This window comes from Paenibacillus sp. TSA_86.1 (genome assembly GCF_052691815.1).
In genome coordinates this window covers 41,671-67,139 of sequence record NZ_JBQZGE010000022.1, presented here as the reverse complement: position 1 = coordinate 67,139, position 25,469 = coordinate 41,671, and the positions used below count along the sequence as shown (strand labels likewise).

29 protein-coding genes and 1 riboswitch are annotated in these 25,469 nt (G+C 45.4%); of the genes, 26 read left to right on the top strand and 3 right to left on the bottom strand.

The features are described 5' to 3' along the window. Positions 1-165 precede the first annotated feature (165 nt). Positions 166-606, top strand: coding sequence for a hypothetical protein (locus ACUTVW_RS25550; protein ID WP_445648338.1), 441 nt, complete (start codon positions 166-168; stop codon positions 604-606). Between the two features lie 282 nt (positions 607-888). Here the strand turns inward: ACUTVW_RS25550 and ACUTVW_RS25545 are convergent, their stop codons facing one another. Next, complete coding sequence (locus ACUTVW_RS25545; protein WP_445648337.1) at positions 889-1,413, bottom strand: hypothetical protein; 525 nt, start codon at positions 1,411-1,413, stop codon at positions 889-891. A gap of 401 nt (positions 1,414-1,814) precedes the next feature. On the opposite strand from ACUTVW_RS25545, the gene ACUTVW_RS25540 reads away from it, so the two are divergent. The 10 genes from ACUTVW_RS25540 to rsmI all read left to right on the top strand — a co-directional run bounded on the left by ACUTVW_RS25540 (position 1,815) and on the right by rsmI (position 10,100). Beyond that, positions 1,815-2,000, top strand: coding sequence for a sigma factor G inhibitor Gin (locus ACUTVW_RS25540; RefSeq protein ID WP_110899245.1), 186 nt, complete (start codon positions 1,815-1,817; stop codon positions 1,998-2,000). A gap of 193 nt (positions 2,001-2,193) precedes the next feature. Continuing rightward, on the top strand, positions 2,194-3,942 hold the full coding sequence (locus tag ACUTVW_RS25535; protein WP_445648336.1) for an aminotransferase class I/II-fold pyridoxal phosphate-dependent enzyme: 1,749 nt from the start codon (positions 2,194-2,196) through the stop codon (positions 3,940-3,942). 278 nt (positions 3,943-4,220) lie between these two features. After that, entirely contained in the window at positions 4,221-4,868 is a 648-nt protein-coding gene (gene tmk, locus ACUTVW_RS25530) for a dTMP kinase (protein ID WP_445648335.1), read from the top strand. A gap of 63 nt (positions 4,869-4,931) precedes the next feature. After that, positions 4,932-5,261 carry a cyclic-di-AMP receptor gene (locus ACUTVW_RS25525; protein ID WP_047914178.1) on the top strand — a complete coding sequence of 110 codons (330 nt, stop codon included), beginning with the start codon at positions 4,932-4,934 and terminating at the stop codon, positions 5,259-5,261. Between the two features lie 362 nt (positions 5,262-5,623). After that, positions 5,624-6,067: a YaaR family protein gene (locus ACUTVW_RS25520; RefSeq protein ID WP_445648334.1), complete on the top strand. Its 444-nt coding sequence runs from the start codon at positions 5,624-5,626 to the stop codon at positions 6,065-6,067. A gap of 9 nt (positions 6,068-6,076) precedes the next feature. Beyond that, positions 6,077-7,048 (top strand): DNA polymerase III subunit delta', encoded by a 972-nt coding sequence (gene holB / locus ACUTVW_RS25515; protein WP_445648333.1) that lies wholly within the window; start codon positions 6,077-6,079, stop codon positions 7,046-7,048. 114 nt (positions 7,049-7,162) lie between these two features. Continuing rightward, positions 7,163-7,963 carry a PSP1 domain-containing protein gene (locus ACUTVW_RS25510; RefSeq protein ID WP_434748627.1) on the top strand — a complete coding sequence of 267 codons (801 nt, stop codon included), beginning with the start codon at positions 7,163-7,165 and terminating at the stop codon, positions 7,961-7,963. Between the two features lie 28 nt (positions 7,964-7,991). After that, positions 7,992-8,360, top strand: coding sequence for a DNA replication initiation control protein YabA (gene yabA / locus ACUTVW_RS25505; RefSeq protein WP_434748626.1), 369 nt, complete (start codon positions 7,992-7,994; stop codon positions 8,358-8,360). Positions 8,361-8,435: 75 nt separating this feature from the next. After that, positions 8,436-9,215 (top strand): tRNA1(Val) (adenine(37)-N6)-methyltransferase, encoded by a 780-nt coding sequence (locus ACUTVW_RS25500; protein WP_445648332.1) that lies wholly within the window; start codon positions 8,436-8,438, stop codon positions 9,213-9,215. Continuing rightward, positions 9,216-10,100: a 16S rRNA (cytidine(1402)-2'-O)-methyltransferase gene (gene rsmI, locus ACUTVW_RS25495; protein ID WP_445648331.1), complete on the top strand. Its 885-nt coding sequence runs from the start codon at positions 9,216-9,218 to the stop codon at positions 10,098-10,100. Between the two features lie 236 nt (positions 10,101-10,336). Here rsmI and ACUTVW_RS25490 read toward each other — a convergent pair whose 3' ends face one another. Then, the gene (locus ACUTVW_RS25490) at positions 10,337-10,591 is read right to left on the bottom strand and encodes an AbrB/MazE/SpoVT family DNA-binding domain-containing protein (protein ID WP_017691383.1); all 255 of its coding nucleotides are present in this window, start codon (positions 10,589-10,591) and stop codon (positions 10,337-10,339) included. 328 nt (positions 10,592-10,919) lie between these two features. On the opposite strand from ACUTVW_RS25490, the gene ACUTVW_RS25485 reads away from it, so the two are divergent. The 13 genes from ACUTVW_RS25485 to ACUTVW_RS25425 all read left to right on the top strand — a co-directional run bounded on the left by ACUTVW_RS25485 (position 10,920) and on the right by ACUTVW_RS25425 (position 23,909). Next, on the top strand, positions 10,920-12,197 hold the full coding sequence (locus ACUTVW_RS25485; RefSeq protein WP_445648330.1) for an HD domain-containing protein: 1,278 nt from the start codon (positions 10,920-10,922) through the stop codon (positions 12,195-12,197). A 336-nt stretch (positions 12,198-12,533) separates the two neighbouring features. Beyond that, the gene (locus ACUTVW_RS25480; RefSeq protein ID WP_445648329.1) at positions 12,534-13,301 is read left to right on the top strand and encodes a TatD family hydrolase; all 768 of its coding nucleotides are present in this window, start codon (positions 12,534-12,536) and stop codon (positions 13,299-13,301) included. A 241-nt stretch (positions 13,302-13,542) separates the two neighbouring features. Beyond that, positions 13,543-13,796: riboswitch (cyclic di-AMP (ydaO/yuaA leader) on the top strand. A gap of 269 nt (positions 13,797-14,065) precedes the next feature. Beyond that, entirely contained in the window at positions 14,066-15,250 is a 1,185-nt protein-coding gene (locus ACUTVW_RS25475; protein ID WP_445648328.1) for a ubiquitin-like domain-containing protein, read from the top strand. A gap of 155 nt (positions 15,251-15,405) precedes the next feature. Beyond that, positions 15,406-15,951 carry a ribonuclease M5 gene (gene rnmV, locus ACUTVW_RS25470; protein ID WP_434748620.1) on the top strand — a complete coding sequence of 182 codons (546 nt, stop codon included), beginning with the start codon at positions 15,406-15,408 and terminating at the stop codon, positions 15,949-15,951. Positions 15,952-15,955: 4 nt separating this feature from the next. Beyond that, positions 15,956-16,858 carry a 16S rRNA (adenine(1518)-N(6)/adenine(1519)-N(6))-dimethyltransferase RsmA gene (gene rsmA / locus ACUTVW_RS25465; protein ID WP_445648327.1) on the top strand — a complete coding sequence of 301 codons (903 nt, stop codon included), beginning with the start codon at positions 15,956-15,958 and terminating at the stop codon, positions 16,856-16,858. A gap of 58 nt (positions 16,859-16,916) precedes the next feature. Beyond that, entirely contained in the window at positions 16,917-17,813 is an 897-nt protein-coding gene (yabG, locus tag ACUTVW_RS25460) for a sporulation peptidase YabG (RefSeq protein ID WP_445648326.1), read from the top strand. A gap of 186 nt (positions 17,814-17,999) precedes the next feature. After that, complete coding sequence (gene veg, locus ACUTVW_RS25455) at positions 18,000-18,275, top strand: biofilm formation stimulator Veg (protein WP_145336376.1); 276 nt, start codon at positions 18,000-18,002, stop codon at positions 18,273-18,275. 252 nt (positions 18,276-18,527) lie between these two features. Continuing rightward, the gene (locus tag ACUTVW_RS25450) at positions 18,528-18,704 is read left to right on the top strand and encodes a small, acid-soluble spore protein, alpha/beta type (protein WP_445648325.1); all 177 of its coding nucleotides are present in this window, start codon (positions 18,528-18,530) and stop codon (positions 18,702-18,704) included. A 149-nt stretch (positions 18,705-18,853) separates the two neighbouring features. Continuing rightward, complete coding sequence (gene ispE / locus ACUTVW_RS25445; protein WP_445648341.1) at positions 18,854-19,708, top strand: 4-(cytidine 5'-diphospho)-2-C-methyl-D-erythritol kinase; 855 nt, start codon at positions 18,854-18,856, stop codon at positions 19,706-19,708. 95 nt (positions 19,709-19,803) lie between these two features. Then, positions 19,804-20,631: a pur operon repressor gene (gene purR, locus ACUTVW_RS25440; RefSeq protein ID WP_445648324.1), complete on the top strand. Its 828-nt coding sequence runs from the start codon at positions 19,804-19,806 to the stop codon at positions 20,629-20,631. Positions 20,632-20,819: 188 nt separating this feature from the next. After that, complete coding sequence (gene spoVG, locus ACUTVW_RS25435; RefSeq protein WP_017691372.1) at positions 20,820-21,104, top strand: septation regulator SpoVG; 285 nt, start codon at positions 20,820-20,822, stop codon at positions 21,102-21,104. A gap of 362 nt (positions 21,105-21,466) precedes the next feature. Further along, positions 21,467-22,858, top strand: coding sequence for a bifunctional UDP-N-acetylglucosamine diphosphorylase/glucosamine-1-phosphate N-acetyltransferase GlmU (glmU, locus tag ACUTVW_RS25430; protein WP_445648340.1), 1,392 nt, complete (start codon positions 21,467-21,469; stop codon positions 22,856-22,858). A 97-nt stretch (positions 22,859-22,955) separates the two neighbouring features. Continuing rightward, positions 22,956-23,909 carry a ribose-phosphate diphosphokinase gene (locus tag ACUTVW_RS25425; RefSeq protein ID WP_017691370.1) on the top strand — a complete coding sequence of 318 codons (954 nt, stop codon included), beginning with the start codon at positions 22,956-22,958 and terminating at the stop codon, positions 23,907-23,909. A gap of 104 nt (positions 23,910-24,013) precedes the next feature. Here the strand turns inward: ACUTVW_RS25425 and ACUTVW_RS25420 are convergent, their stop codons facing one another. Continuing rightward, a complete protein-coding gene (locus ACUTVW_RS25420; RefSeq protein ID WP_342553600.1) occupies positions 24,014-24,214 on the bottom strand; it encodes a hypothetical protein in 201 nt (66 codons plus the stop codon). A gap of 115 nt (positions 24,215-24,329) precedes the next feature. On the opposite strand from ACUTVW_RS25420, the gene pth reads away from it, so the two are divergent. Beyond that, on the top strand, positions 24,330-24,890 hold the full coding sequence (gene pth, locus ACUTVW_RS25415) for an aminoacyl-tRNA hydrolase (RefSeq protein WP_434748615.1): 561 nt from the start codon (positions 24,330-24,332) through the stop codon (positions 24,888-24,890). A gap of 98 nt (positions 24,891-24,988) precedes the next feature. After that, positions 24,989-25,219: an anti-sigma-F factor Fin gene (locus ACUTVW_RS25410; RefSeq protein ID WP_434748614.1), complete on the top strand. Its 231-nt coding sequence runs from the start codon at positions 24,989-24,991 to the stop codon at positions 25,217-25,219. Positions 25,220-25,469: the final 250 nt, after the last annotated feature.

Below are 25,469 nucleotides of genomic sequence, written 5' to 3'. Positions count from 1 at the left end.
TGATTTTATATATTTTGGTATAAAGCTCTGACATCTTCGTTATGGGAAGGTAACATTTTTGTTACGGATGGCAGGGATAAAACCAGTATAATAGGACTATGTTAAATATGCTAAAAGTACCTGACCGAAGAGCTGGATTGTGCAGCTGTGAAAAGGAGGGTGTGTGTGTTAAGTTGGCGGAGATTTGGACTCCATTCACTTCTGTTGCTTTGTCTAACAGTCGTTCTTGCAGGCTGTGGTGAAGCTGCTGGATCAGTATGGATCTCATATGAAGGTGCGGTTAATGAGAAGAGTTTCCCTGTACCAAAAGTAGCGAATAAATCTGACCAATCTGAGAATAATTCAGATATGGATTATGTTCGATATACATTGGCTGGAATCAGTGAGAGTACCAGCTTACCGGAGGTTTATCTTAACGAGATTAAAAGTTGGGGATGGACGGAGAGACAGGCCAAGCGTTCATCGAATTCTTCAAGGAACTTGCATGTTTTCTCAAAGGATGGCCATATTGTACAGTTGGCCGTTCATGATGGTTCCTTTACGTTGATGGTTCCTCGAAATGAAACGACCCAAACCACAGTAAAGTCACTTGGTGAAGAGGATTAAATTTTGAATGTGTTCAATTGTACGAATTAACATTGTAATGTTCTTATAAAGCGGAAGTTCTCATCGGTAGGATGAGGGCTTTTTTTGTTTGACTACGAGTGAAATAGTATGGATAAATTATGATTTATGGAGGTTCAGTGAGCTGGAGGGACATTCTAAAATTTAGGGAGGGAGCATGAGCTAAATAGATTTTGTTGTGGATAACATAAAAAGGAAGTAAGAAAAGGTTATCCACTGTGGATAACCTTTTCTTACTAAGTATGATTAATAGATGGGACTATTTCACTGCAAGTAATAAGAGACATCTTGATCGTTTAATTTGATAAGACCGTCTTTACGTTCGCGAGAAAGAATCAGTATTACATAAAAGCGAGGCCCAAGTAACCACAGGTGCCAGAATATTAGCGACAGCGTGAAGGACAAAGGAGACCACAGCAAGCATACGGTGATGATGCACAACCCAATCCAGCTCATATTCAGATGGACCCGGATAAACATCCGGTAACTGAAATGCTGATCTGGTACATAACCAAACCATGGCATGCGCAGGTTCCAATGCCAACGCTTGGCATAAGAGGTTCGGACCAGCAGCAATATGGTTCTGGCAATGACATAATGGATCCAGACGGTAATCGGCGCTGCTAGCAAAAAGAAAAAGAGGCCGTTCCAGGAGAAGGCTAGCAAACTAAATAGGAGCATCATAACGGGGAGACACAGGTAGCTGTGCATGACACTACGAGCGACAATTTTTTTTTTCAGAAGCCGGTACTGATAAAAGGTTGCCTTGTTCTCCGGTTCGGCGATCATACGATTTTAAATCCTCCTTCAGGGATACGTGTGATAGAGTATACATATGTATTGAGAGATGAAGATTGATAAAAAGATGTATTTGGCTTGTCAGACTTTGATATCGTTATCATATCTTATATATCGGCTGAAATTCCAAGTTTTTTTAAGATTAATTATAAAGAAGTTTGAATTGAGGCAAAGGTAGCCGTGAAATATCAAAGTCTCATGAAAAGAGTATGGGTATATGTAAGGCCAGAAATCATGATGAATAGATAAGGCATTGTATATTTTCGGTACAGACACCCATCAAGAGGTGAGTGAATATATATATTTTATAGAAAGAAAGCACTATGAAAATGTTTAAAATAATAGAAACTGTGCAATACTGATAGTAAACGTAAAACAAGGTGGGATGGTTCATGGAAGAACATGCCGAACACACATGTATTATTTGCGAGCAGCGGAAGAGAGAAGGCATTTTTATTGTATCTGAATTCATATGTGACACTTGTGAGGCAGAGATGGTTCATACCGATGCGCAGGATGCGAAGTACAATTTTTTTATTCATCAGATGAAACAGATTTGGGTGCAGAAGAACGCTTAAAGAATGTCTTATTTTCCACATAGAGGTTAGAATTCGTACGGTGATGTTAAAGAGTATAGGGCCCTAGAGGCCCTTTTTTGTTGTATGGCATGGGATTGTCTTGTCGGATATGTGCAGAAGGCGTATGCTGGATACCAAGAAAGTACAAATGTTAGTTTTAAGAAAATAAATAAAGTAACAGGATGGATATTTCATGAACGAAAACGATAAATTAGGGATAGGAAAAGAGAAAGCTCCTTTATATGAAGCATTGCTGGCATACCGTCATATGAAGCAGCATTCATTTCATGTGCCTGGACATAAAAATGGACAAGTCTATCATCAGTGGATGCAACAAACAGAGGAAAAAGGAGATGCTCGGTATGCAGAAACTTTACATGCTAGAGGAGCAAAACTAAAGAGGCAAAATGAAGAGGATGATCCTGGATTTATTACACGAGAAAATGTAAATAATGAAGAACCCTCTAGCAGTATATCCGTACCGATACGTGCTTATCTGGAGATGATGGAGATGGACGTTACAGAGATTACTGGCACAGACGATCTCCATCATCCTGAGGGAGTGATTAAGGAAGCGCAGGAGCTTGCAGCGGATTGTTTTGGTGCCGAAGAAAGTTTCTTTCTCGTAGGAGGAAGTACCGCCGGTAATTTGTCTCTTTTGCTCACGATCTGTGATGAGCCAGAAAGCATCGTGCTGGTGCAGCGTAATGTACATAAATCAGTTATCCATGGATTAATGCTGGCGGGCGCAAGAGCGGTATTTCTGGAGCCCTGGGTTGACCCTGAATCTGGACTTGCTGTAATGCCGCCGGTTGAGGCGGTTCAGGCTGCTGTCCAGAAGTATCCTGAGGCAAAGGGGGTATTTGTCACTTTGCCGAATTATTATGGCATGGGCGCGGATCTGACGCCCATTGCCGGGGTATGCCACGAGGCGGGTATGCCACTACTCGTGGATGAAGCGCATGGCGCGCATTATGGGCAGCATCCGGAGCTGCCTGTGTCTGCACTGTCTTGCGGAGCAGACGGTGTAGTGCAGTCAACGCATAAGATGCTGGCCGCTTTCACCATGGGAGCCATGCTGCACATTCAGGGACCACGGTTGAATCGGTCCCTGCTTCGGCAGCGTCTGGCGATGGTGCAAAGCTCAAGCCCATCCTACCCGGTGATGGCTTCGCTTGATCTGTCGCGCCGGCTAGTGCATGTGCACGGCGCGAAAGCTTTCACGGCAGGACTCGCTGCCGTGAAAGCTTTGAAGGGCGGCCTCGCGGAGCTGCCGCGCTTCCAGTGGCTGCAGCCTGCGGCTTCGCTGCAGCAACAGAAGCCGCTCTGCGGCGATGCAATTGCGGCGGCGATGCCTGGCCGCAAAGGATATACCGCTCAGGACCCGTTCAAGGTCGTCATTTATGACGACGCAGGGGTACTGAGCGGTTATGAGCTGCAGCAGCAGCTGGAAGCTTGCGGCTGCGTGCCAGAGATGAGCGACGAGCGTTACGTCGTCCTGCTCTTTAGTCTTGGCTCGACAGTGGATGATGCCAAGCATGTGTTACAGGCTTTACAGCATATTAATATTGCCTGTAAGCCCGAGCCTTCGATGCCATCGACCTACTCTGTAGAGGGCGCTTCTCAAAATGACTCATCAACCTATGTTTCCACGTGGAACAATATAGAAGAAAATGAACTTTTCTCAGAGCCCGTTCTATTCTCTCTTCAACCGATCAGGGAAACAGATATGATTGAGGTTCCGATTGAAGACTGTGCGGGGTATCGATCTGCAGAGATGGTTATTCCGTATCCTCCAGGGATTCCTTTGGTATATCCTGGCGAGCAAATAACTCCAAAAGTGGCAGAGCGAATTCAAGTCCTACGCGATGCAGGGGCCAAGTTTCATGGGATTTCTGATCATAAAAATCGAAGATTAAAGGTTATGAAGCCTGAGTTATAGAGGATGTACTTGTCTGCGAAGCTAACAACAGACATAGTTATGCCACTTTCAAATGCTAAAACGTATGGTTGAAAAAGGACACATGATGCCTGTTGGAGTAAAAGGCGCGTTATAGTATGATAGAAAGAAAACAAGCTTGTATTATTTTTGTGTTATTAAATGCAGTTGTGACTATACACCTCTGGGCAAGGAAGATCATATTCTGAAGCAGGAGGATCTAGGCATGTGCATAATAGCCGTTAAGTGATGCAGCTATGATACAGAAGGCAGGGAAGCATATGCAGGGCAGAGGTAAATTCATTACGCTGGAAGGAGGAGAGGGTTCGGGGAAAACGACGATGATCGGTAGAATCGGTTCTTATTTTGAGGAACGGGGTATACCTTACGTAGTCACAAGGGAGCCTGGCGGGATTGAGATTGCGGAGAAAATACGTAGCATCATCCTGGACCCTCTTCATACGGCGATGGATGCCCGAACCGAAGCACTGCTCTATGCAGCAGCACGTAGCCAGCATCTGGCGGAGAAGGTAGAACCGGCTCTGCAAGCCGGAAAAACCGTGATCTGTGATCGGTTCGTTGACAGCAGTCTGGCCTATCAAGGATATGCTCGTGGCCTTGGAATAGAGAATGTATGGGCAATCAACCGTTTTGCGATTGGGGATCTGATGCCGGATATGACACTTTATCTGGATATTGAGCCAGAACAGGGACTTGGTCGTATTGAGTCCCACGATGGTCGTGAGGTTAACCGTCTTGATCTGGAGAACCTGGAGTTTCATCGTAAAGTACGTGAAGCTTACTTCCTGCTCCAGAAACAGTTTCCGGAGCGCATCAAAATTATCGATGCTTCAAAGGCTCCCGATGAAGTGCAGAAAGCGATGATTTTGTCGCTGGAAACCGGAATTTTGAAGGATTTTGACGAGTAATTGTCTAATATATAGACATGGGCATTTTGTTAAAAATGCTTATTCTAAAGGAGGTTATGCAGGATGAAACTGATTGTTGCGATTATACAGGATAAAGACAGCAACCGATTATCCAGTGCATTGGTCAAAGCGAACTTTCGGGCAACCAAGCTTGCCAGTACGGGTGGATTTTTGAAGGCAGGCAACACGACGTTTATGATCGGTGTCGATGATAGTCAAGTCGAATCCGTCATGAATGTTATTCGCAGCAGTTGTAAGGTTCGTGAACAGCTCGTAACTCCGGTTACACCGATGAGTGGAACGACCGACTCTTACCTGCCACTGCCTGTTGAAGTTCAAGTCGGCGGAGCAACTGTATTTGTTCTTCCGGTGGATCGTTTCGAGCATTTCTAATCTGTTTGCACAGATGAAATCCATGAGTGTTTTTCATTTATCGATAGCATGACTGCATCTTGCATGATGATAACGAACGATGTAAAAGAACGTATTCCATATGCATACGTGGCACTTATGGGCCGCTTCTCTTGACGACAAGAATCGGCACAATCTCTCCCAGCGAAGATCACTCCGTAGTGATGTGCTTCTTATGGGAGAGTGACTTAGAACACAATCGTAGATAAGATAGATTATCTTTTTTCTACCATTATATACAGTTTATCTCGAACCATAAGGTCCAGGTCCGTCTTACGCACAGGCGCAATGCGCTCTGTGCTGATGTGCGATTGGCCTAACGATGATAGAAAGCAGGCGTGTCCATGAAAATCAATCCTGGATTCAGACCGCTACAGACTGGAATCAATACAACTGATTCAGGCTCAAAGCCGGTTCAATCCAAAAATTTCTCTGATATGATGAATCACCAAGGGGAACGGGCTTCCCAAGCAGAGCTCAACCGCCGTTTAAGTGAAATCCAGCTTCAAGGGGATCGTTTGGCTCGATCCATGACGATTCGTGAACTGAAGGCATACAAGCAGCTTGTCAAAAGATTTCTGGAAGAGACGGTCCGCCGCGGTGTATCTATGAAAGAGACGAGGGGTTGGGATCGCCGAGGCAGAGGTAAGCGATACAAACTTATCGATGAGATTGACTCAGCTCTGTTATCTATGGCGGATGAATTACTGGATACAGAAGAAGGAAAAATCTCTCTTTTACAACAAGTAGGAGAAATTCGGGGGATGCTTATTAATTTAAGCTTCTGAGGAGGAAGTATGTCCTTTCAACAGATCATGGGCCAGCAGGCGGCCAAGCAATTACTACAGAGCAGTTTGAGACGTCAGGCCATCAGTCATGCATATTTGTTTAGCGGCCCATCTGGCAGTGGGCAGTTACAGACAGCAATGGCGTTTGCCAAGGCAATCTTCTGTACAGAGCTTGAGGATGACGCTTGCGGGCAGTGTCTTGAATGCCGCAAAGTAGAACATGGAAACCATCCAGACCTCACAATGCTTGCGCCGGATGGAAATAACATTAAAATAGATCAGATTCGGGATTTGCAGCGCATTTTCTCTTACCGTTCAGAGGAGGGGCATCCCAAAGTATATATTATAGAGCAAGCTGAGAAAATGACGGTTCAGGCAGCAAACAGTTTGTTGAAATTTCTAGAGGAACCTCAGGTTCCCGCAGTAGGTATTCTGATTACAGATAATGGACAAGCCATGCTGCCTACCATTCGCTCACGTTCTCAGATGGTGCCTTTCAGTGCACTGAACCCGGAGGAAATGCTCCAATCGTTGATTGAGGAAGGTTATCCTGCGAATCTGGCACGATCTGCTGTCCATTTAGCGTCAGGACTGGAAGCATGTAGAGAAATTCTCCAGCAGAATTGGTTTGCAGAAATTAGAAACGTAATGTTACAATTAGGGAAGGAGTCCCTGGGCAGAGGAAGTACATCTTTGATCTCGGCACAGCAGAAGCTTTTCAAAACAGGACTCTCGGAACACCTGGACATGCTGCTTAGTTTGTTCCATTTGTGGTTTAGGGACATGCTGTATGTTCAGTATGGTAGGCATGAACATATCGTTTTTATAGATCAGTTAGACATGCTGTCTCAGTTGGCACCTACCCGTAGCACAGAGCAATGGGTTTCCTATATGGATTTGGCCGCGGCATGCAGAAAAAAATTGCGTTTTAATGTCAATGGCCAGCTTTGTCTGGAGCAATTTTTGATCGGTTTGGCATAAGGCTGGAGGATCATGTGAGTTCCAATCCTATGCAAACGGTTATAACTTCGGCGGGTTCCCTAAGAAGTCAGGGCTTCAGACGAAGTGGGGTTGGCTTACAAGGGGGTTAATTTTTTGTACAGTGTAGTGGGTGTCCGTTTCAAAAAGGCGGGCAAAATTTATTACTTCGATCCCCTGGACCTTCCCATCGAGAAAGAGAACTGTGTGATCGTGGAAACGGCACGAGGGGTTGAGTACGGTAAGGTTGTCGTGGGCAAGAAGGAAGTAGGCGAGGCTGATGTGGTTTTGCCGCTCAAAAAGGTTATCCGCGTTGCAGGCGATACAGATGCACGTGTGGTGGATGAGAACAAGCGTGCAGCCAAGGAAGCGTTCGGCACTTGTTTAAATAAAATCAGAGACCATGGCCTCAAAATGAAGCTGGTCGATGTGGAATTCACGTTTGATCGCAATAAAATTATTTTTTATTTTACAGCAGAGGGAAGAGTTGATTTCCGCGAGCTGGTCAAGGATCTGGCAAGCATCTTCCGGACACGAATCGAACTGAGACAGATTGGTGTTCGCGACGAAGCAAAAATGCTTGGTGGAATAGGACCTTGCGGGCGTGTATTATGCTGTTCCTCTTGGCTGGGTGATTTTGAGCCGGTATCAATCAAGATGGCTAAAGATCAGAGCCTGTCACTGAATCCGACGAAAATTTCAGGGTTGTGCGGAAGACTTATGTGCTGTCTGAAATTTGAGCATGATAATTATGAGAGCGTGAGAGAAGAGCTGCCGGCTGTAGGCAAAGTAGTCGTCACTTCATTAGGTGAAGGCAAAGTTGTTGGAATTAATGCCGGTAGCCGCACGGTACATGTTCAACTGTTCGACATCAGTAAAGTCAAAGAACTTCCGCTGGATGACGTCGTTATCAAGTAAACCATAAAGGTTGCTTCGGGGTGGAAACTTGGAAAAGAAAAATCTGTTTACGCACATTCATGAAATGGAAACCCAAATGGGTCAGTTGCACGGTGACTTAGCAGAATTAAAAATGATTGTCAAAGAGCTGCTGGAGGATAATCAGCGGCTTACCATCGAAAATGAGCAGTTACGCAAACTGCTTAAGCGTGAAGCAGCAGCAGATCTGCCGATCTCATCTGCTCTTGCCCCTGTTGCAAGACCGGCTGGTCCAGCTGCAGGTGAGGATGTGGTGGGTGAAGGTTACGACAACTTAGCCCGACTGTATCATGAAGGATTCCATATCTGCAACGTCTATTATGGACATTTGCGGACGGAAGGCGATTGTCTGTTCTGCCTGTCTTTTTTGAATAAATGAAGTGACCGTAGGGGTTCCCTACGGTTTTTTTTCAAGGTTATAAACGTTTAACGTACCGGAGGATGAGTGTACCATATGACAGAACAAGAAGTGATATTACAGGAAACGGAGCGGGTAGATGATCTGCTCTCTCATAATTTGCGAATTATTCAAAGCGATGAAGTGTTTAGTTTTTCTATGGATGCTGTATTGCTGGCCCGATTTGCTTCCGTACCGAAACGTGGACGTGTCCTGGATTTGTGTACAGGAAATGGGGTCGTGCCTATTTTGCTGACAACACGTACGCAGGCAAGCCTGGAAGGCATTGAGATTCAACCAAGACTTGCCGATATGGCCCGCCGAAGTGTGCAGTTGAATGATTTGGGTGAGTCTATCCAGATTCGTGAGGGCGATTTGCGAGAATTGGTTAAAGAGACAGGACATGCGGTGTATGATGCCATTACGGTGAATCCCCCGTACATACCGCTGAATGGCAGTGACCTCAAGATGAACACACATCAGGCTATGGCACGTCATGAGATCGGATGTACACTGGAGGAAGTCATTCAAGCATGTAATCGTCTAGTACGTAACGGTGGGAAAGTATCCATGGTTCATAGACCGCAGCGTCTCGGCGAGATCATATCATTGATGCGTGAATACAAGCTGGAGCCAAAGCGTATTCGCATGGTACATCCGCGTGCTCATCTGGAGGCTAACATGGTGTTGATTGAAGCAATGAAGGATGGCAGACCAGAGGTACGCATGCTGCCGCCACTTATTGTTTACAATGAACAGGGAAGTTATTGTGATGAGATTATGGAGATCTACTATGGTCAGCAGTATGCTGAACGCACGAGGGAAGGAGGAAACTAGATGCCTTTACAAGTCCAGAAAAGCTTTAGTGAGCAGCCCGAACATACAGGCAAGTTATATTTGGTTGGAACACCGATCGGAAACTTGGAGGATATGACCTTCCGGGCAATCAAGACATTGCAGAGCTGTGATATTATTGCTGCTGAAGATACGCGCCAGACTCGAAAGTTGCTGACTCATTTTGAAATTACCCCTTCCATGCTGTTTAGCTATCATGAGCATAATAAGGGTGCAAGTGGCCCTGAATTGATACGTTATATAATAGAAGGAAAAAATTTGGCTCTTGTCAGTGATGCAGGATTACCTGCCATATCAGACCCTGGTTCAGACCTTGTAAAGCTGGCTATTGAAGCAGGAATTAAGGTCATTCCCATCCCTGGACCAAATGCTGCATTATCTGCTCTGATCGTATCCGGATTACCAACAGAACGTTTTACCTTTGGTGGTTTTTTGCCGCGAGAGAAAAAGGATATGCGTAAGGTCTTGGAGTCTTTTGACGAGTCCAATGGTACACTGCTTTTCTATGAATCTCCTCATCGAATCCGCAAAACGTTAATCTTTCTGGAGGAAATTTTAGGTGAACGTTCGATTGTACTGGCACGGGAGTTGACCAAGCGGCATGAGGAGTTTGTTAGAGGAAGTCTGAAGGAATGCATGGAATGGCTCGAGGAGCACCCACCTTTGGGTGAATATTGTCTTCTGGTTGAAGGGATTAGAGAAGAGGAGCGTAAGGCTGAGCGGGAAGCCTGGTGGCAGGTTCTGTCGCTAGAGGAACATGTGGAACACTACGAAAATGAAGGAAATAGTCGGAAAGATGCGATGAAAAAAACAGCGACTGATCGAGGATTGGCGAAACGGGACGTATATAATGCATTAATTGAATAGTTATAGCAGTTAGAATGTCGAACTGGTGTAAACACCTGAAAAAGAGCTTAAAACTTACCTTAATATAACCTTAAAATGTAAAAGAGCAGCACACCAAAATTGTGAAAGATATGTGTCTGCTCTTAAAGTTGGATAAAAAAAGACCCTCCAACAGTGTGGTTCACACTGGGAAGGCTATGAAGGAATATTAAAAGGTTATAATTAACAATTTAGATCATTCCAGTATACTTGTTTTCTTATTTTGCTACAGGTGCAGGGATTTCGGAAATACATTCGTTACAAACAATTTTACCTTTGAAATAAGTTACGTTCTCTGCGTTACCACAGAAGATACAAGCTGGCTCGTATTTTTTGAGCATGATGCGCTCACCATCAACGTAGATTTCCAAAGCATCTTTTTCGCCAATACCAAGTGTACGACGCAATTCGATTGGAATAACTACCCGTCCCAGTTCATCCACTTTTCTTACAATACCTGTTGATTTCATCATTATAATCAGTGCTCCTCTCAGCTAACTATCATTGTCATTATTCGACATTATTTTATGTTTTATGATACTCATCATACCAACGATTCCCAAAACAGTCAACCTTAAAATTAGCTTAAAATATAGGGTGTTTTTGTTAAGTTTACTGGTGGTAAGGGATTAGGCGCGTTTTTTCATATTTAAACATCCATGTTAGCTTTGTCGATTTGGAAAACGACAAAAGTGCTTTATTCGACAAAATTCGTCATTACGTGTCGAATCCTTGGTGAAAAATGAAGCTGGACGCGTTATTCTTTAAGACAAGAGAACATTTTAAAAGGAGTGAATTGAAATGGAACATCGTCTGACGGAAGAGAAAGTGTTTAAAGATCCGGTACATAATTATATTCATGTGCAAGAACCGATTATTTGGCAGTTGATTAATACCCCTGAATTTCAGCGCCTCCGCCGCATTCGCCAACTAGGGACATCTTATCTTACTTTTCACGGGGCAGAGCACAGTCGCTTCTCCCATTCCTTAGGTGTGTACGAAATTACTCGCAAAATTATCTCGCAGTTTGAACGAAGTCACTATTCAGACTGGCCTAAAGAAGAAAAATTGGTGACGTTGTGTGCTGCCTTACTTCACGATCTTGGACATGGCCCGTTCTCTCATTCCATTGAAGAGGCTTTTGACATGAATCATGAAGATTGGACATGCCGCATTATTACGGGTGATACCGAGGTAGGGGCGATTCTAAGACGGTATGCTCCGGATTTTGACGAGAAAGTGGCTTCTGTTATCCAGAAGACGTATGATAAACCGATTGTCGTGAATCTGGTGACCAGTCCGCTTGATGCGGATCGGATGGATTACCTGCTTAGGGATGCCTATTTTACGGGAGTAAATTATGGCACAATTGACCTGGACCGCATTCTACGCATGTTACGCCCATTTCATGGACGGATTGTGGTTAAAGAGTCTGGCATGCATGCTGTAGAAGATTACCTGATGTCGCGCTACCAGATGTATTGGCAGATTTACTTCCATCCCGTGACGCGCAGTTCTGAAATTATATTGCGACAAATCTTCAAACGGGTAAAAGAACTTGTGAAGCAAGGTTTTCCATTCCATTTCATGGTGGAACCACTGCCAAAACTCTTTCATGGAGAAATTTCTGTTAATGAGTATTTGCAGCTTGATGAATCGTTAATTCAGACCGCTTTTATGCAATGGCGCAAGGAGGACGACTCTGTTCTGAGTGAGCTGTGCGAACGGTTTATGAATCGCAGATTATATAAGTATGTGGAGCTCGAACAGATGGATCTGGACATAATTGAAGAGATTCGAGAAGCTTTTGTACAAGCAGGGCTGAATCCCGAGTACGATCTTGAAATTGATTTTCCGACGGATAATCCGTATGATGTGTTTCGTCCAGATCAATCTACTGATAAGCAGATTCTTCTGCTTGATCGGCAGGACAAGTTGCACGAGTTGTCAGAAGTGTCCGATATTGTACGTTCGATCAGTGGACTTCATCTGGGCAAACATCATTTATACTATCCGCAGAATAAGGTGGATGCCATCCTTCATGAATTACCGTCCCATATACGCCCCTATTTTCTGTAACCATGAGTGATGCAGCGGGATGAAACATTTTGATATCAAAAGACTTTCTAAGAGAGCTATTTTACATGATACATTAATCTGCTTTAATGGGGAGGATATGTAGATCGACATAATTTTGTAATCTAAGCGGGTAAATATACAGTTTTGAACACCCTTTCTTAGCAAGATGTTGATTTGACTTTTTATTTTCCTTCTATATATAGTAGCTTGGATGTAAAAAATGAAAATAGTGAAATTGCTGTTGTCCCAAACAATTTTGATAAAAAAATAAATTTAAAGTTTAAATACAGAAATACTTGGATTCGATTTTTGATAACGAAGGGAGAAATAAAGAGAATGTTATTCGACACACATACACATCTGGATGCACCACAATTCGACGAAGATCGAGAGGATATGATTCAGCGGGCGGTGGATGCAGGGGTCACCCGCATGATTAATATAGGATTTAACCGGGAGACCATTCCAACAACGATGAAATTGGCTGAAACGTATGATTTTATCCATGCGGCTGTAGGATGGCACCCGGTAGATGCGATCACGATGCAAGAGGGTGACCTGGAGTGGATTGCGTCATTGTGCAAACATGAAAAAGTGGTAGCGATCGGTGAAATCGGTCTAGACTATCATTGGGACACTTCCCCTAAGGAGGTACAGCATCGCGTATTACGACAACAAATTGCATTGGCACGAGAACTGAATATGCCGATTGTCATCCATAATCGGGATGCTCATGAGGATATTGTGCGTATTTTGCGTGAAGAGAAAGCTGGTGAGGTCGGCGGTGTGATGCATTCCTTCTCAGGTAGCTGGGAAACGGCAAAAATGTGCCTGGATTTAGGATTCCATCTGTCCTTCGGTGGACCCATCACATTCAAAAATGCCAAGCAGCCTAAAGAGGTGCTCGCCAAGGTTCCGATGGACAGGTTTTTCCTTGAGACGGATTCCCCCTATCTTACACCTCATCCTTATCGTGGAAAACGAAATGAGACAGCGCATGTACGTCTGGTTGCGGAGGCAGCTGCGGAAATTAAAGGCATTTCGGTGGAGGAAATTGCTGCAATAACCACCAAAAATGCCATGGAACGTTTTGGGATTCGATAAGAAAACGAGTAAATCGGGTGAAAAAGGGAGTTATAGAGAGGTAATTTGCCCTTTGTATCAAATAAACGAAGAATATTACAATATTTTAACCAAATATTTAGAAAAACGTACTTGATCCGCGCTTTACAACATGCATCGAAACAGGATATCATCTTTTCAGTGAATTGTTGTGCGGAAAATTGGACAGATGTTCGGGGGATGAACAAAGGGACACTTTCCGATAAAACAACATTACTTTCATGAATCAATCTCGCTGAGTCTCCGTTAACGGAGAGCGGGGGAACCAATAGGGCTTAAACAGCGGTGATTCTAGCCGTTGCGCACCGTTCGCTGACCCAAAAGCAGCGCATCGTTCTGCGAAGCCGTATTTGATTTCTTCTTTGGGTCTCGGGGTGAATTCAAGGGCGTCCGCCATGAGCGGGTGACCTAAGATAGGGCGGCTCTCTTTCGCCCGAACCCGACAGCTAACCTCGCAAGCGGAAAAAGAGAGGCAACCTCGTGCATGAATTTCCGATATTCAAAATCATTCGGAAGCCACGAAAGGGTCTCTTACACTCTTTCTTTGGCTTTTTTTGTTTTGAATAAAAGAAACTGGCTCATCATACGGTAAGTATTCAGGATGGTGGCATCATGTTGCGAAGAGGGGTTCATGGTGCAGAACCGGTCATTACCTCTGATCTGTGTTCTGTAGAAAAATTGGTATAGTCGCGTCAAAGACATCATGCATTACTTTAGACGGCGAGGCTATGAAGGAGGACGGAGAAGTGGGCATATTCCAACCAGAAGAGACCCATGAGTCACGATCATCCAGTAAGTCTTTCGCGTTGCGGTGGAAGCATGAGAACTTGCGTCAAATGGCACTGATCGCGATATTCTCAATTGCGCTTACAATCATGATCTTGTTAGTCGTTTACGGTCAGGCCGGGAAGCAGGTATCACTGGTTATTGACGGCAAAGCTCAAGTGGTAGAGACTCGTACAGGAATGCTTCAGGAAATGTTGGAGGAGCAGTCAATCGCAGTCAGCCCTCACGACAAGGTATCCATGCCCATGAATGGGGCAATTACCGACGGAGACCGAATCGTTATTGAGCGGGCCGTTCCAGTTAACATCACGGCAGACGGAGACACCAAGACTCTGTATACAACCGATTCATCGGTACAAGATGTAATTCAGCAATCAGGTATTGAAGTTGCAAATCATGATAAAGTGTATCCAGCGCTCGGAACTGCAATCAAAGCGGAGATGAAGATTCGTGTAGTGCGTGTAACAAAGCATACAGTGGATGTGAAACAACCGATTGCATACAAAGTTGTTAAAACGGCAGACTCTAGTTTGTTCCAAGGGGATAACCGTGTTGTAGTGAAAGGCAAGGAAGGCACAATTGTGCAGCATATCGAAAAGGTATTTCAAGATGGAGAACTCGTCTCCAAAAAAATGGTCGGCAAAACGGTTGCTGCCAATCGTGTAGATAAAGTGATCGCGGTAGGTACAAAGGCGAAGCCAGTAGTGAAGGAGCCTGAAGTTCAATTGGTATCAGCCAAAACTTCAACCGCCGCAAAAACAGTAACAACGAACTCGAAGAAAACATCTGCCTCGGGCAGCAAGTTGATTACGGTCTCAGGGAATTCTTTTAAATATTCTAAAGTGCTGAAAAATGTTTCCATGACAGCCTACTCTTCTGAAGAGCCGGGTATTGGCACAAAAACAGCTTCCGGTACTCGTGTAACGGAAGGGCGCACCATCGCAGTTGATCCTAAGGTCATTCCAATTGGCTGGTGGGTTTACATCGAGGGCCTCGGCTTCCGTCGTGCGGAAGATACAGGCGGCGCGATTAAAGGCAATAAAATTGACGTTTATTATGATAGTGTGAAGCACGCCCTGAATTTCGGACGTAAAAAAGGCAAAACGGTTTATGTAATTGGTCCTGTGAAGCCGGAAGCGAACTAAATTCGTTTTACTTTGAAATGGGAATGCTATAAAATAGTTGCATGAATGATTCATGCGGAATATGCGGCGGAGGGGTCTGAAATCAGTCTCCTCCGCCGTTTGGCAGAGAAGAGGATATTCCTCTTCTTTTTGCGTTAGAAAGGAAGAAATGGAACATGATAAAAGAAGTTATTGTTGTGGAGGGTCGTGACGACACGGTAGCGATTCGCCGGGCGGTTGAGGCTGATACAATCGAAACCGGTGGCTCTGCCATTAATCAGCGTATTCTAAAGCGAATCGCACTTGCTCAGGAAAGACGTGGTGTCATCATCCTGACGGATCCGGACCATGCGGGAGAACGTATCCGCAAAATTATTGCCAACAGGATCCCTGGCTGCAAGCATGCTTTCATTCCAGAGGCAGACGCGACGCGTAAAGGGGATATCGGGGTAGAGAATGCTTCACCGGAGGCCATTCGGCATGCGCTAGCCCGTGTACACACGTCCTATGAAGGTGCACCTAGTCTAATTGATTGGGAGGATCTGATTGAAGCAGGATTAATCATACATCCGCAAGCAGCGGCACGTCGTATGGAGATGGGCAACTTGCTAGGCATCGGGTATTGTAACGGCAAGCAATTCCACAAACGACTGAGTGTATTTCAAATTACAAGAGAAGAGTTCTCCACTGCATTAGCGCAAATTGAACGTGAAGGATTGTGAGCATATGAAGGACATGGAGCAAACCATTGAAATAGCAACACCCAAACGAACCAAAGAAATTATTCACAAGCATGGATTCTCTTTCAAGAAAAGTTTGGGTCAGAACTTCTTGATCGATCAAAATATACTGAATAAAATCGTGGGCGCAGCCAATTTGGACGAGACCAAGGGCGCGCTGGAGATTGGACCGGGTATCGGAGCGCTTACAGAACGCCTTGCGCGTGTAGCAGGCCCTGTTACAGCCGTAGAGATTGACCAGCGCCTGATTCCAATTCTCGGGGAGGTCATGGAGCCTTATCCTAATGTGCGTGTTCATCATGGAGATGTACTCAAGCTGGATCTGGCCGAACTGTTTGCCAAGGATTTTGCTTCGGTCGATAAAGTTAGCGTAGTAGCAAACTTACCCTATTATGTAACGACACCAATCATGATGAAGCTGCTGGAAGAGAAGCTTCCGGTAGACAGCATCGTGGTTATGATTCAGAAGGAAGTGGCTGAGCGTATGGCGGCTGCACCAGGTTCCAAGGATTATGGAAGTTTAAGCATTGCCGTGCAGTATTACAGTATGCCAGAACTGGTCTGTGTGGTTCCGCCTACCGTGTTTATTCCCCAGCCGAATGTAGAGTCAGCGGTTATTAAGCTGAAGGTGCGTGAGCAGCCGCCCGTGCAAGTTCCAAGCGAGGAGCATTATTTCGAGGTTGTACAGGCTTCTTTTGCCCAGCGGAGAAAAACGATCTCCAACAATCTCAAAGCTCGCTTCTTCACGAAGGAGAATAGAGAACAGGCAGACCAACTGCTGGAGAAGGCAGGTATCCAGCCTTCACGGCGCGGTGAAACATTAAGTCTGCAGGAGTATGCTACCCTTAGCACCGTGATGTGGGAAGCAGGGGTACAAGGCGGGCTATAAATTCAAATGAACCAAACCGGGTCTCTGCCCATACGATAGGGTAGAGGTGATAATGGTGATGAATATCGGAGACTTGGTCGTTCGAAAGTCGTACGGCGGCGATGTGACTTTCCGGGTAGAAGGACTCCAGTTGGATGCTGCGGTCATTAAAGGGACCGAGTTCCGTCTGCTCGCTGACTCCCCGGTGAATGATTTAATACAGGTTCCTTATGAACCACAGAGTGCAAAGACACGCCAGGCACATGTCAAAGCGCATCAGACCCTCTCACGCTTGCAGCAGAATCGTATGGAGCAGGCAGAGCGTAACCGGGAAGGTCTGATGCAGGAATGGACTGCACCGCAGGAACCGGCATATTTCGAAATGCCTGGCAAGGTTCTACACCTGGATGGTGACCCGAATTATTTGAAAAAAAGTATGGACTTGTATGAACAACTTCGTGTCCCTGCCGAAGGGCAGTATGTACATGAATCAGCGATGGCCGATACGTTATATCGCCTGCTGCCCAAAGTCCGTCCTGATATCGTCGTGATCACGGGTCATGACGGTGTGCTAAAGACACGACAACCTTATGATCTTTACAGTTTGGGAAGCTACAAAAATTCACAAAACTTTGTCTCGGCGATTCAGGTTGCAAGGCAATACGAGCGTCATCTGGATGCGCTGACGATTATTGCCGGAGCATGTCAGTCTCACTTTGAGGCACTGCTTCGTGCGGGTGCTAACTTTGCGAGTTCTCCAGGCCGAATTCTCATCCATGCGCTTGACCCGGTCTACGTAGCCGCCAAGGCTTCGTTTACGTCCGTTCGCGATACGGTAAACATGAAGGATATACTGCACAACACGATTAGTGGCATACAAGGTGTAGGCGGTGTGGAAACGAAGGGAAGCTACCGGGTAGGCTTACCGGGGCTCAATGATCTATCTACACTAAAAGTGAATCCATCTGCAGTATGATGAAGTGATACTGATGTGATACTGAGGTCACAATCCGGTTCAGAAAAGTCCCTAAAAAGGGGCTTTTTTGTTTTTCGAAAAAAATCATTGACAACAACTTTTTAGTGCTGATATAATATTTATCTTTGATTTGACATTGACTGTAAAATACGGTACAATGGACAAGAAAAGAGGTGGACGTCCACAATGGCTAAAAACACGCTGTTGGATATCAAACGCAATCTCGATGCACATATTGGTCAAAAAATTACGCTGCGAGCTAATGGTGGCCGCCGTAAGACGATTGAGCGTACGGGTGTATTGGAAGAAACGTACCCTTCTGTTTTTATTGTAAAGCTTGATGAGGAGCAAGAAACCTTCAAGCGAGTATCATACAGCTATGCGGATATACTTACGGAGTCTGTGGAAGTCATGGTCTTTGACCCGGGCAGCGAGACTAATTCCTACAACATGGAGACGTAAGCATTGGATTACGGGCGATTCACCTTCCAGGTGGGTCGCTTTTTTTGTGTTCTCATAGTACAAGTTTGGTTTGTTATACGGATGAAACCATACATATGCAGGGATGATGACGGAGGGAAGGCGGCATACTATTTGAACAGGTCAGGGCAATGTCTCTGTTAAGGCGGGGATATTGCACCAGGACCTGGGGATGAACATCCCGAATCGCAGGAACTCATTATGTCTTGAATAAGATCTGGAGGAGGATGGTTCATGAGTCGGAGAAGAAGAAGTGTCATGTCGGAGGAACTGAAGTATGAACTCGCGAAGGATCTAGGCTTCTATGATACGGTTCAGCAAGAAGGCTGGGGCGGAATCAAGGCCAAGGATGCCGGTAACATGGTGAAACGGGCAATTCAAATGGCAGAGCAGTCAGCACGTAAATCATAATCAAGTTGGAGCAGATTGAAGAGCGGGGCAATTCTCCAGGAATCACCCCGCTTTTTCCCCATAGATGCGGAATCTAAATGACTTGACAGCCCCATTTTGATATAATATGTTAAGTTGTCTTAGGGAAAAGGTGAGGACGGGTGAACGTCTTGAAAATTTACGAAAAAGCGCCTGCTAAAATTAATTTGATGTTGGATGTTCTACATAAAAGAAGTGATGGATTTCATGAAGTTGAAATGATCATGACGATGGTTGATCTGGCCGATCGACTGGAGATGTCGGAATTGCCGCGAGATACGATTGTAATCTCCAGCCAGGCAGGATATATTCCGCTGGATGAGAAGAATCTGGCATTCCAAGCGGCGAGACTGATTAAGGAGCGTTACAACGTTCGTACGGGAGTTCATATTCATCTGGATAAAAAAATTCCAGTTGCTGCCGGTCTTGCCGGGGGCAGCAGTGATGCAGCAGCTACGCTGCGTGGACTGAACCGTCTGTGGCGGCTGAATATACCGGATCAGGAATTGCAGGAACTAGGCGCTGAGCTGGGCTCAGATGTACCTTTCTGTATTACAGGCGGAACTGCACTCGCAACAGGGCGGGGTGAGAAGTTAACTCCGATACCTAATCCGCCGCAATGCTGGGTTATTTTAGCCAAACCTCCAATCAATGTGTCTACTGCAGATGTGTACGGACGCTTTCGCAGTGACAAGATTGTTCGGCATCCCAGTGCAGTTAGAATGGAGCAGGCTATCCGCAGTCAATCCTTTACAGAGGTCTGCAGCCAGATGGGCAATGTGCTTGAGGATGTGACATTGAAGTTGTATCCGGAAGTGCAGCATCTCAAGGATGCCATGATTCGCCTTGGGGCAGACGGAGTGCTGATGTCTGGCAGTGGGCCAACGGTATTCGGACTTGTGTCCAAGGAAGCCAAGGTGGCGCGGATTTATAATGGACTTCGGGGATTCTGTAAAGAAGTTTACGCTGTACGGTTGTTAACGTGATTCGCTTTTATAATGTACAAACACGTATAAAGGTGATATATTTTTAAATAATTATTCGGATTTGGATGTTTCCGTGATCGTGAGGATGGATCTCTGTGAAGAAGTTAAAACGAAGCGCAAGGCTGGTTGAAATGACGCAATACTTATTGTCCAGACCACATAGGGTTATTCCGCTCACCACTTTTGCCGAACGTTATGGTGCCGCCAAGTCGTCAATTAGTGAGGATCTGGCCATTATCAAGGAAGTGTTTGAAGAAGGTGGGTCAGGAGAGCTGCATACGTTAGCAGGAGCTGCTGGTGGAGTGAGGTGGATTCCGAAGGTGCCTGTTGAACATGCTCTTGCTTTTGCTGAGCGGTTGTCCACTCAGCTTGCACAGCCGGATCGGATTTTGCCAGGAGGTTATCTGTATATGTCAGATCTTCTTGGACAGCCGGCTCTGATGAATGAAGCGGGCAAAATCTTTGCAACGGCTTTTGGCGATATGAATATTGATGTAGTCATGACGGTGGAAACCAAGGGAATCCCGCTTGCTTATGCGACTGGAGCCCAACTTAACCTTCCTGTTGTGCTCGTTCGCAGGGACCATCAGGCTACGGAAGGATCAGCCGTAAGTATTAATTATGTATCGGGGTCCCACAAAAGTCTGCATACCATGTCCCTATCCCGCCGGGCGATGAAAGAACATTCCCGTGTACTGATCGTGGATGATTTCATGAAAGCCGGAGGCACAGTACAAGGTATGATTGATCTGCTTGCAGAGTTTAATGCAACGGTGGCAGGAGTTGGCGTGTTGGTGGAATCTGGTTCCGTAGATTCTGAGGAACGTCTGCTGACGGATTATGTATCTCTCGCGAAGCTGACAGCAGTTGATGCCAAGAGCAGGCACATTTCTGTCTCACCTGGTAACTATTTTGACCTGTAGAATAATGACGAATGACATGTCGGGAAAGGTTATTTTCCATCGACCTGGCACTAACGTTGTCGAATTGTGTATTAAATAAAAAAATTCCTGAAATTAGGATATTTTTATGGTCGCGAAAAGAAGGAGTTCGTATAGGCTGTGTGGAATTATACACCAAGTTCTGATGGAAAAAGGTGGTGAACACACACATGCAAATTACGGATGTCAGACTCCGCCGCGTTAACTCGGAAGGGAGAATGAAAGCTATCGCATCCATTACCATCGATAACGAATTCGTCGTTCATGACATTCGTGTCATCGATGGTAACAACGGAATGTTTGTTGCAATGCCGAGCAAGCGGACTCCTGACGGAGAGTTCCGTGATATCGCCCACCCGATCTCTTCTGGTACGCGTGAGAAGATTCAGGCAGCAGTATTAACTGAGTATGATCGTGCAGCTACTGAGGAAGAAGTCATTGAAGAAGGTGCCTGAGAACATTATTGGGGTTCGAAGGAAAAGAGAGCCAGAGAGCCATGTCTTATGGCTCTCTTTTCTTTTTGACCGGAATAAGATATATTCAGTATTGAGTTTATTCAAAAGAGAACCGGAGCGCATCCTGCGTTCGGTTGCAGAGCGGCATCTTAGGAATCGTTGGGATTCAATTAAGCTCGCGGACACACGGTGTAACATATGAGGTCATGACTTGATTGTGAATCTGTTGTTACGCGTGATTACAGAGACAGCAGGCGATGAACAAGACCGGCTTGAAGCCGGCTGAATGATACTCATTGGAGATGAATGTGTAAGGTATTCAATGGGATTTTCAGAACAGGAGGTCGTTAATTTTGAAACGCATGGCAATTGTTCTAGCCGCAGGGCAGGGCAAACGAATGAAATCCAAATTGTACAAAGTACTGCATCCCGTATGTGGTAAACCTATGGTCGGACATGTGCTGGATGCAGCACTTCGCGCAGGCGTTGAACGCAGTGTGGTGGTTGTCGGACATGGGGCCGAAGCGGTGCAGTCATTTTTAGGTTCCAAAGCTGAATACGCGCTTCAGGCGGAACAGCTCGGCACAGGGCATGCTGTGAAACAGGTGAAGACCTTGCTCGGCAGTGAACATGGATCAACAATTGTTGTATGTGGTGACACACCTCTCGTTACGAGCGAGACGCTGGAAGGTCTGATGAAGTTGCATGAGGAAAGCGGTGCAGCGGCCACGGTACTAACAGCTCAGCTCGATAATCCTAAGGGATACGGACGTGTGATCCGCGGAGAAGATAGTTCTGTACAGCGAATAGTGGAGCAAAAGGATTGCACACCGCAGGAAGATGCCGTACAGGAAATTAACACAGGCACATATTGCTTTGATAATGCCAAGTTGTTTGCTGCGCTGGAGAAGATAACGAACCAGAATGCACAGGGTGAGTATTATCTGACAGACGTTGTCGGTATTTTTAAGAGCGAGGGCGAAATAGTTGAGGCTTATATGTCTGATGATATATCTGAGTCTATCGGAGTCAACGACAGACTTGCACTTTCACAGGCAGAAGCCTATATGCGCGAACGTCTGGCTGTGCGCCATATGTTAAATGGTGTAACGATTATTGATCCGTCATCGACATATATTGGGGCAGATGTTACGATTGGATCAGATACTGTATTGTATCCGGGAACCGTTCTTAAAGGCATTACTTCTATTGGTGAGGCATGCCATATCGGTCCTCATGCAGATATCGAAGACAGCATCATACAAGATGGTGCAGCGATTAAACATTCGGTATTGTCTAAAACCGAGGTTGGTCCTGATGCAACTGTAGGTCCATTCGCCAATCTGCGTCCTGGCACCAAGTTAGGTCGCAATGTAAAAATTGGTGACTTTGTTGAAGTGAAAAATGCTACAATTGATGAAGGCTCTAAAGTGTCTCACCTCAGTTATATCGGGGATGCACAGGTAGGTAAGAACGTAAATGTTGGATGCGGGGCAATAACGGTCAATTATGATGGATATAATAAGGCTGTAACCACGATTGAAGATGATGCCTTTGTAGGCAGCAATGTCAATTTGATTGCACCGATCACGGTTGGCAAAGGCGCTTATGTCGTTGCAGGCTCGACCGTTACACATTCCATTCCTGAGAATGATCTGGCGATTGCTCGTCCACGTCAGGAGAACAAAGCCGGTTACGCGGAAAAAATCCGCGGACGTGCCAAAGCCAAGAAACAAAATGCTAAACCCGAATAAGGGTTTTGATAACTCATGCCTCGCGATTCCCGAGAGGTGCCGACATGTCGCAGACGCTTATAGATTCCAATGAACCAGCACGGAGGGTTTTTATTTTATGACTTATTTTGACTCGAAATTAAAAATATTTACTTGCAATTCTAACCCCAAGCTTGCTCATCAAATTGCTGATTATATCGGGATTCCTATGGGTGAATCTCATACAACCAGCTTTAGTGATGGCGAGATTCAAGTGAAACTCTCCGAGAGTGTTCGTGGCTGTCACGTATATATCGTACAGTCAACTTGCTTGCCGGTTAATGACAACCTGATGGAAATGCTCGTCATGATCGATGCATTGAAACGCGCATCGGCCAAAACAATTAACGTCGTTATTCCGTATTACGGCTATGCACGTCAAGATCGCAAAGCACGTTCACGTGATCCAATTACGGCAAAGCTAGTTGCGAACCTGATTGAAAAAGCAGGGGCAACCCGTGTAATTGCAATGGATTTGCATGCGATGCAGATTCAAGGATTTTTCGACATTCCAGTCGATCATCTGCTGGGTGTGCCAATTCTGGCTCAATACTTCCGTTCGAAACAGATTGAAAACCCGGTTGTCGTGTCACCTGACCACGGTGGTGTGGTTCGTGCGCGTAAACTTGCTGATTTCCTGAATGCACCTCTTGCGATCATCGACAAACGTCGCCCTGAGCCAAATGTCAGCGAAGTCATGAATATTATCGGCAACATCGAAGGCAAAACAGCGATTTTGATTGATGACATCATTGATACTGCCGGAACAATTGTACTGGGAGCCAATGCTCTGATGGAAGGCGGCGTGAAGGAAGTCTATGCATGCTGTACTCACCCGGTATTGTCCGGACCTGCGATGGAACGTCTGGAGAATGCACCATTGAAGGAAGTCATTGTGACGGATACGATTCCAATTACACATGCGAATCCAACAAGCAAGCTTAAAGTGCTCTCTGTAGCGCCATTGCTTGGAGAAGCGATCATCCGGGTTCATGAGGAATTGTCAATCAGCAAGCTGTTTGAAATTGAATAAGGATGTCTGCATAAAGTAGTAGAGGGGTTACGTCTTCCGGTTGAGCGGAAAATGTAACCCCTGTCGGCGTGCCGTTTTTGATGATGTATAAGGGTGCTGCCGCATTAATATCCCGGGCGGGAAATAAAGCGGAAGCGGCGTCTGTGAAAGAGTGTATCGGCAATTTCGACAAATTGACTATCGAAACGGGTAACCAGACCAATTTCGATATGGGTGTCACGGTCGTATACCTGTACAGGTACGTGATGCTCCAGATGATAAATAAAGTCACTATGTTGAGTCAGTTGTCCGTTATCTTCGCGCAAAACCCGCTCACCTTCCTGGGTGGATAAATGTTCGATACGTACTTTCCTGATATTATATGAAATATAACATTCGAAGTCTATGCCTCACCTAAGCGAATTCCAAGGAGGGAACAAGATGAAGTGGATTGTCGGACTTGGAAATCCAGGCTCGAACTATGCCAAAACCCGGCATAATATTGGTTTTATGGCGCTGGACCGATTAGCAGATCGCCATAATATTTCGATTACACAGAACAAGTGTAAAGCACTTATTGGAGAAGGTAACATTGGCGGCGTCAAAACAGTGTTAATCAAACCAATGACCTATATGAACCTTTCCGGTGAAACGGTACGAGCTTATATGGATTTTTATAAAGTGAGTCTTGAAGATCTAATCGTTGTATACGACGATATGGATACAGAGATTGGCAAGGTCCGGTTGAGATATCAGGGCAGTGCCGGTGGACATAATGGGATTAAGTCTATTATTCAGCATACGGGTACACAACAGTTTAACCGGGTTCGGATGGGCATATCCCGACCTGACCCGGGACATGCCATTGTGGACTATGTCCTGTCAACCTTCATGAAGAAGGAAAAAGAAGCGCTGGAACAGACCATTGAGCAAACATGTGACGCACTGGAGCATAGCCTGACGAATACGTTTGAGCAAACGATGGCCAAATTCAACGGCTGATACAATCCGGTAATACTGGAAAAATGATCAATTGTACGACTTCAATTCAGACAACCTGGGCATACTGGATGTATAAACCATGTTCAGGAGGCATAACTATGTCAGTGAATTATGTATGTCGGCATTGCCGTACCTTTATCGGACGAATTGATTCGGCTAAAATTACGGAAGCACAGCTCGGTTTTCATTTCTTGACCCCCGACGAACGGAGGGATATAATAGCGTATAATTCCGGTGGTGACGTTACCGTACGGATTACATGTGATTATTGTAAGGAAGCGTTGGAACATAACCCCGAGCTGAGCCTGCTTGCGAATCCGCTTCAGTAGATTTCGCTTGCCGTGATTATAGCGATGATATGAATGAACATTGAACAAATGACAGAGAGGAAGGCCGCGAAACAGCGGCCTCTCCTTTTATAGCCTTGGCAGCCTGCTGAGGCTTCTTTTCAGTTGGAACAGAAGTCCCGTTTCTTCACATTTGGATTGAAATTCAAGGAGAGCCGCATGAACAGATGTGGCAATGTTTCGCGTAATCCTATATGATGAAACAGGAGAAAAAGGAATAAGTATCCATTTT

Excerpts from the sequence above, each read along its gene's own strand:
- ACUTVW_RS25525 (WP_047914178.1), top strand. The coding sequence starts at position 4,932 with ATGAAACTGATTGTTGCGATTATACAGGATAAAGACAGCAACCGATTA.
- tmk (WP_445648335.1), top strand. The coding sequence starts at position 4,221 with ATGCAGGGCAGAGGTAAATTCATTACGCTGGAAGGAGGAGAGGGTTCG.
- ACUTVW_RS25480 (WP_445648329.1), top strand. The coding sequence starts at position 12,534 with ATGTTATTCGACACACATACACATCTGGATGCACCACAATTCGACGAA.
- yabG (WP_445648326.1), top strand. The coding sequence starts at position 16,917 with ATGAATATCGGAGACTTGGTCGTTCGAAAGTCGTACGGCGGCGATGTG.
- ACUTVW_RS25500 (WP_445648332.1), top strand. The coding sequence starts at position 8,436 with ATGACAGAACAAGAAGTGATATTACAGGAAACGGAGCGGGTAGATGAT.
- ACUTVW_RS25485 (WP_445648330.1), top strand. The coding sequence starts at position 10,920 with ATGGAACATCGTCTGACGGAAGAGAAAGTGTTTAAAGATCCGGTACAT.
- ACUTVW_RS25535 (WP_445648336.1), top strand. The coding sequence starts at position 2,194 with ATGAACGAAAACGATAAATTAGGGATAGGAAAAGAGAAAGCTCCTTTA.
- ACUTVW_RS25490 (WP_017691383.1), bottom strand. The coding sequence starts at position 10,591 with ATGATGAAATCAACAGGTATTGTAAGAAAAGTGGATGAACTGGGACGG.
- ACUTVW_RS25410 (WP_434748614.1), top strand. The coding sequence starts at position 24,989 with ATGTCAGTGAATTATGTATGTCGGCATTGCCGTACCTTTATCGGACGA.
- pth (WP_434748615.1), top strand. The coding sequence starts at position 24,330 with ATGAAGTGGATTGTCGGACTTGGAAATCCAGGCTCGAACTATGCCAAA.
- spoVG (WP_017691372.1), top strand. The coding sequence starts at position 20,820 with ATGCAAATTACGGATGTCAGACTCCGCCGCGTTAACTCGGAAGGGAGA.
- ACUTVW_RS25540 (WP_110899245.1), top strand. The coding sequence starts at position 1,815 with ATGGAAGAACATGCCGAACACACATGTATTATTTGCGAGCAGCGGAAG.
- glmU (WP_445648340.1), top strand. The coding sequence starts at position 21,467 with ATGGCAATTGTTCTAGCCGCAGGGCAGGGCAAACGAATGAAATCCAAA.
- rnmV (WP_434748620.1), top strand. The coding sequence starts at position 15,406 with ATGATAAAAGAAGTTATTGTTGTGGAGGGTCGTGACGACACGGTAGCG.
- ACUTVW_RS25520 (WP_445648334.1), top strand. The coding sequence starts at position 5,624 with ATGAAAATCAATCCTGGATTCAGACCGCTACAGACTGGAATCAATACA.
- rsmI (WP_445648331.1), top strand. The coding sequence starts at position 9,216 with ATGCCTTTACAAGTCCAGAAAAGCTTTAGTGAGCAGCCCGAACATACA.
- holB (WP_445648333.1), top strand. The coding sequence starts at position 6,077 with ATGTCCTTTCAACAGATCATGGGCCAGCAGGCGGCCAAGCAATTACTA.
- ACUTVW_RS25545 (WP_445648337.1), bottom strand. The coding sequence starts at position 1,413 with ATGATCGCCGAACCGGAGAACAAGGCAACCTTTTATCAGTACCGGCTT.
- rsmA (WP_445648327.1), top strand. The coding sequence starts at position 15,956 with ATGAAGGACATGGAGCAAACCATTGAAATAGCAACACCCAAACGAACC.
- ACUTVW_RS25450 (WP_445648325.1), top strand. The coding sequence starts at position 18,528 with ATGAGTCGGAGAAGAAGAAGTGTCATGTCGGAGGAACTGAAGTATGAA.
- ACUTVW_RS25425 (WP_017691370.1), top strand. The coding sequence starts at position 22,956 with ATGACTTATTTTGACTCGAAATTAAAAATATTTACTTGCAATTCTAAC.
- veg (WP_145336376.1), top strand. The coding sequence starts at position 18,000 with ATGGCTAAAAACACGCTGTTGGATATCAAACGCAATCTCGATGCACAT.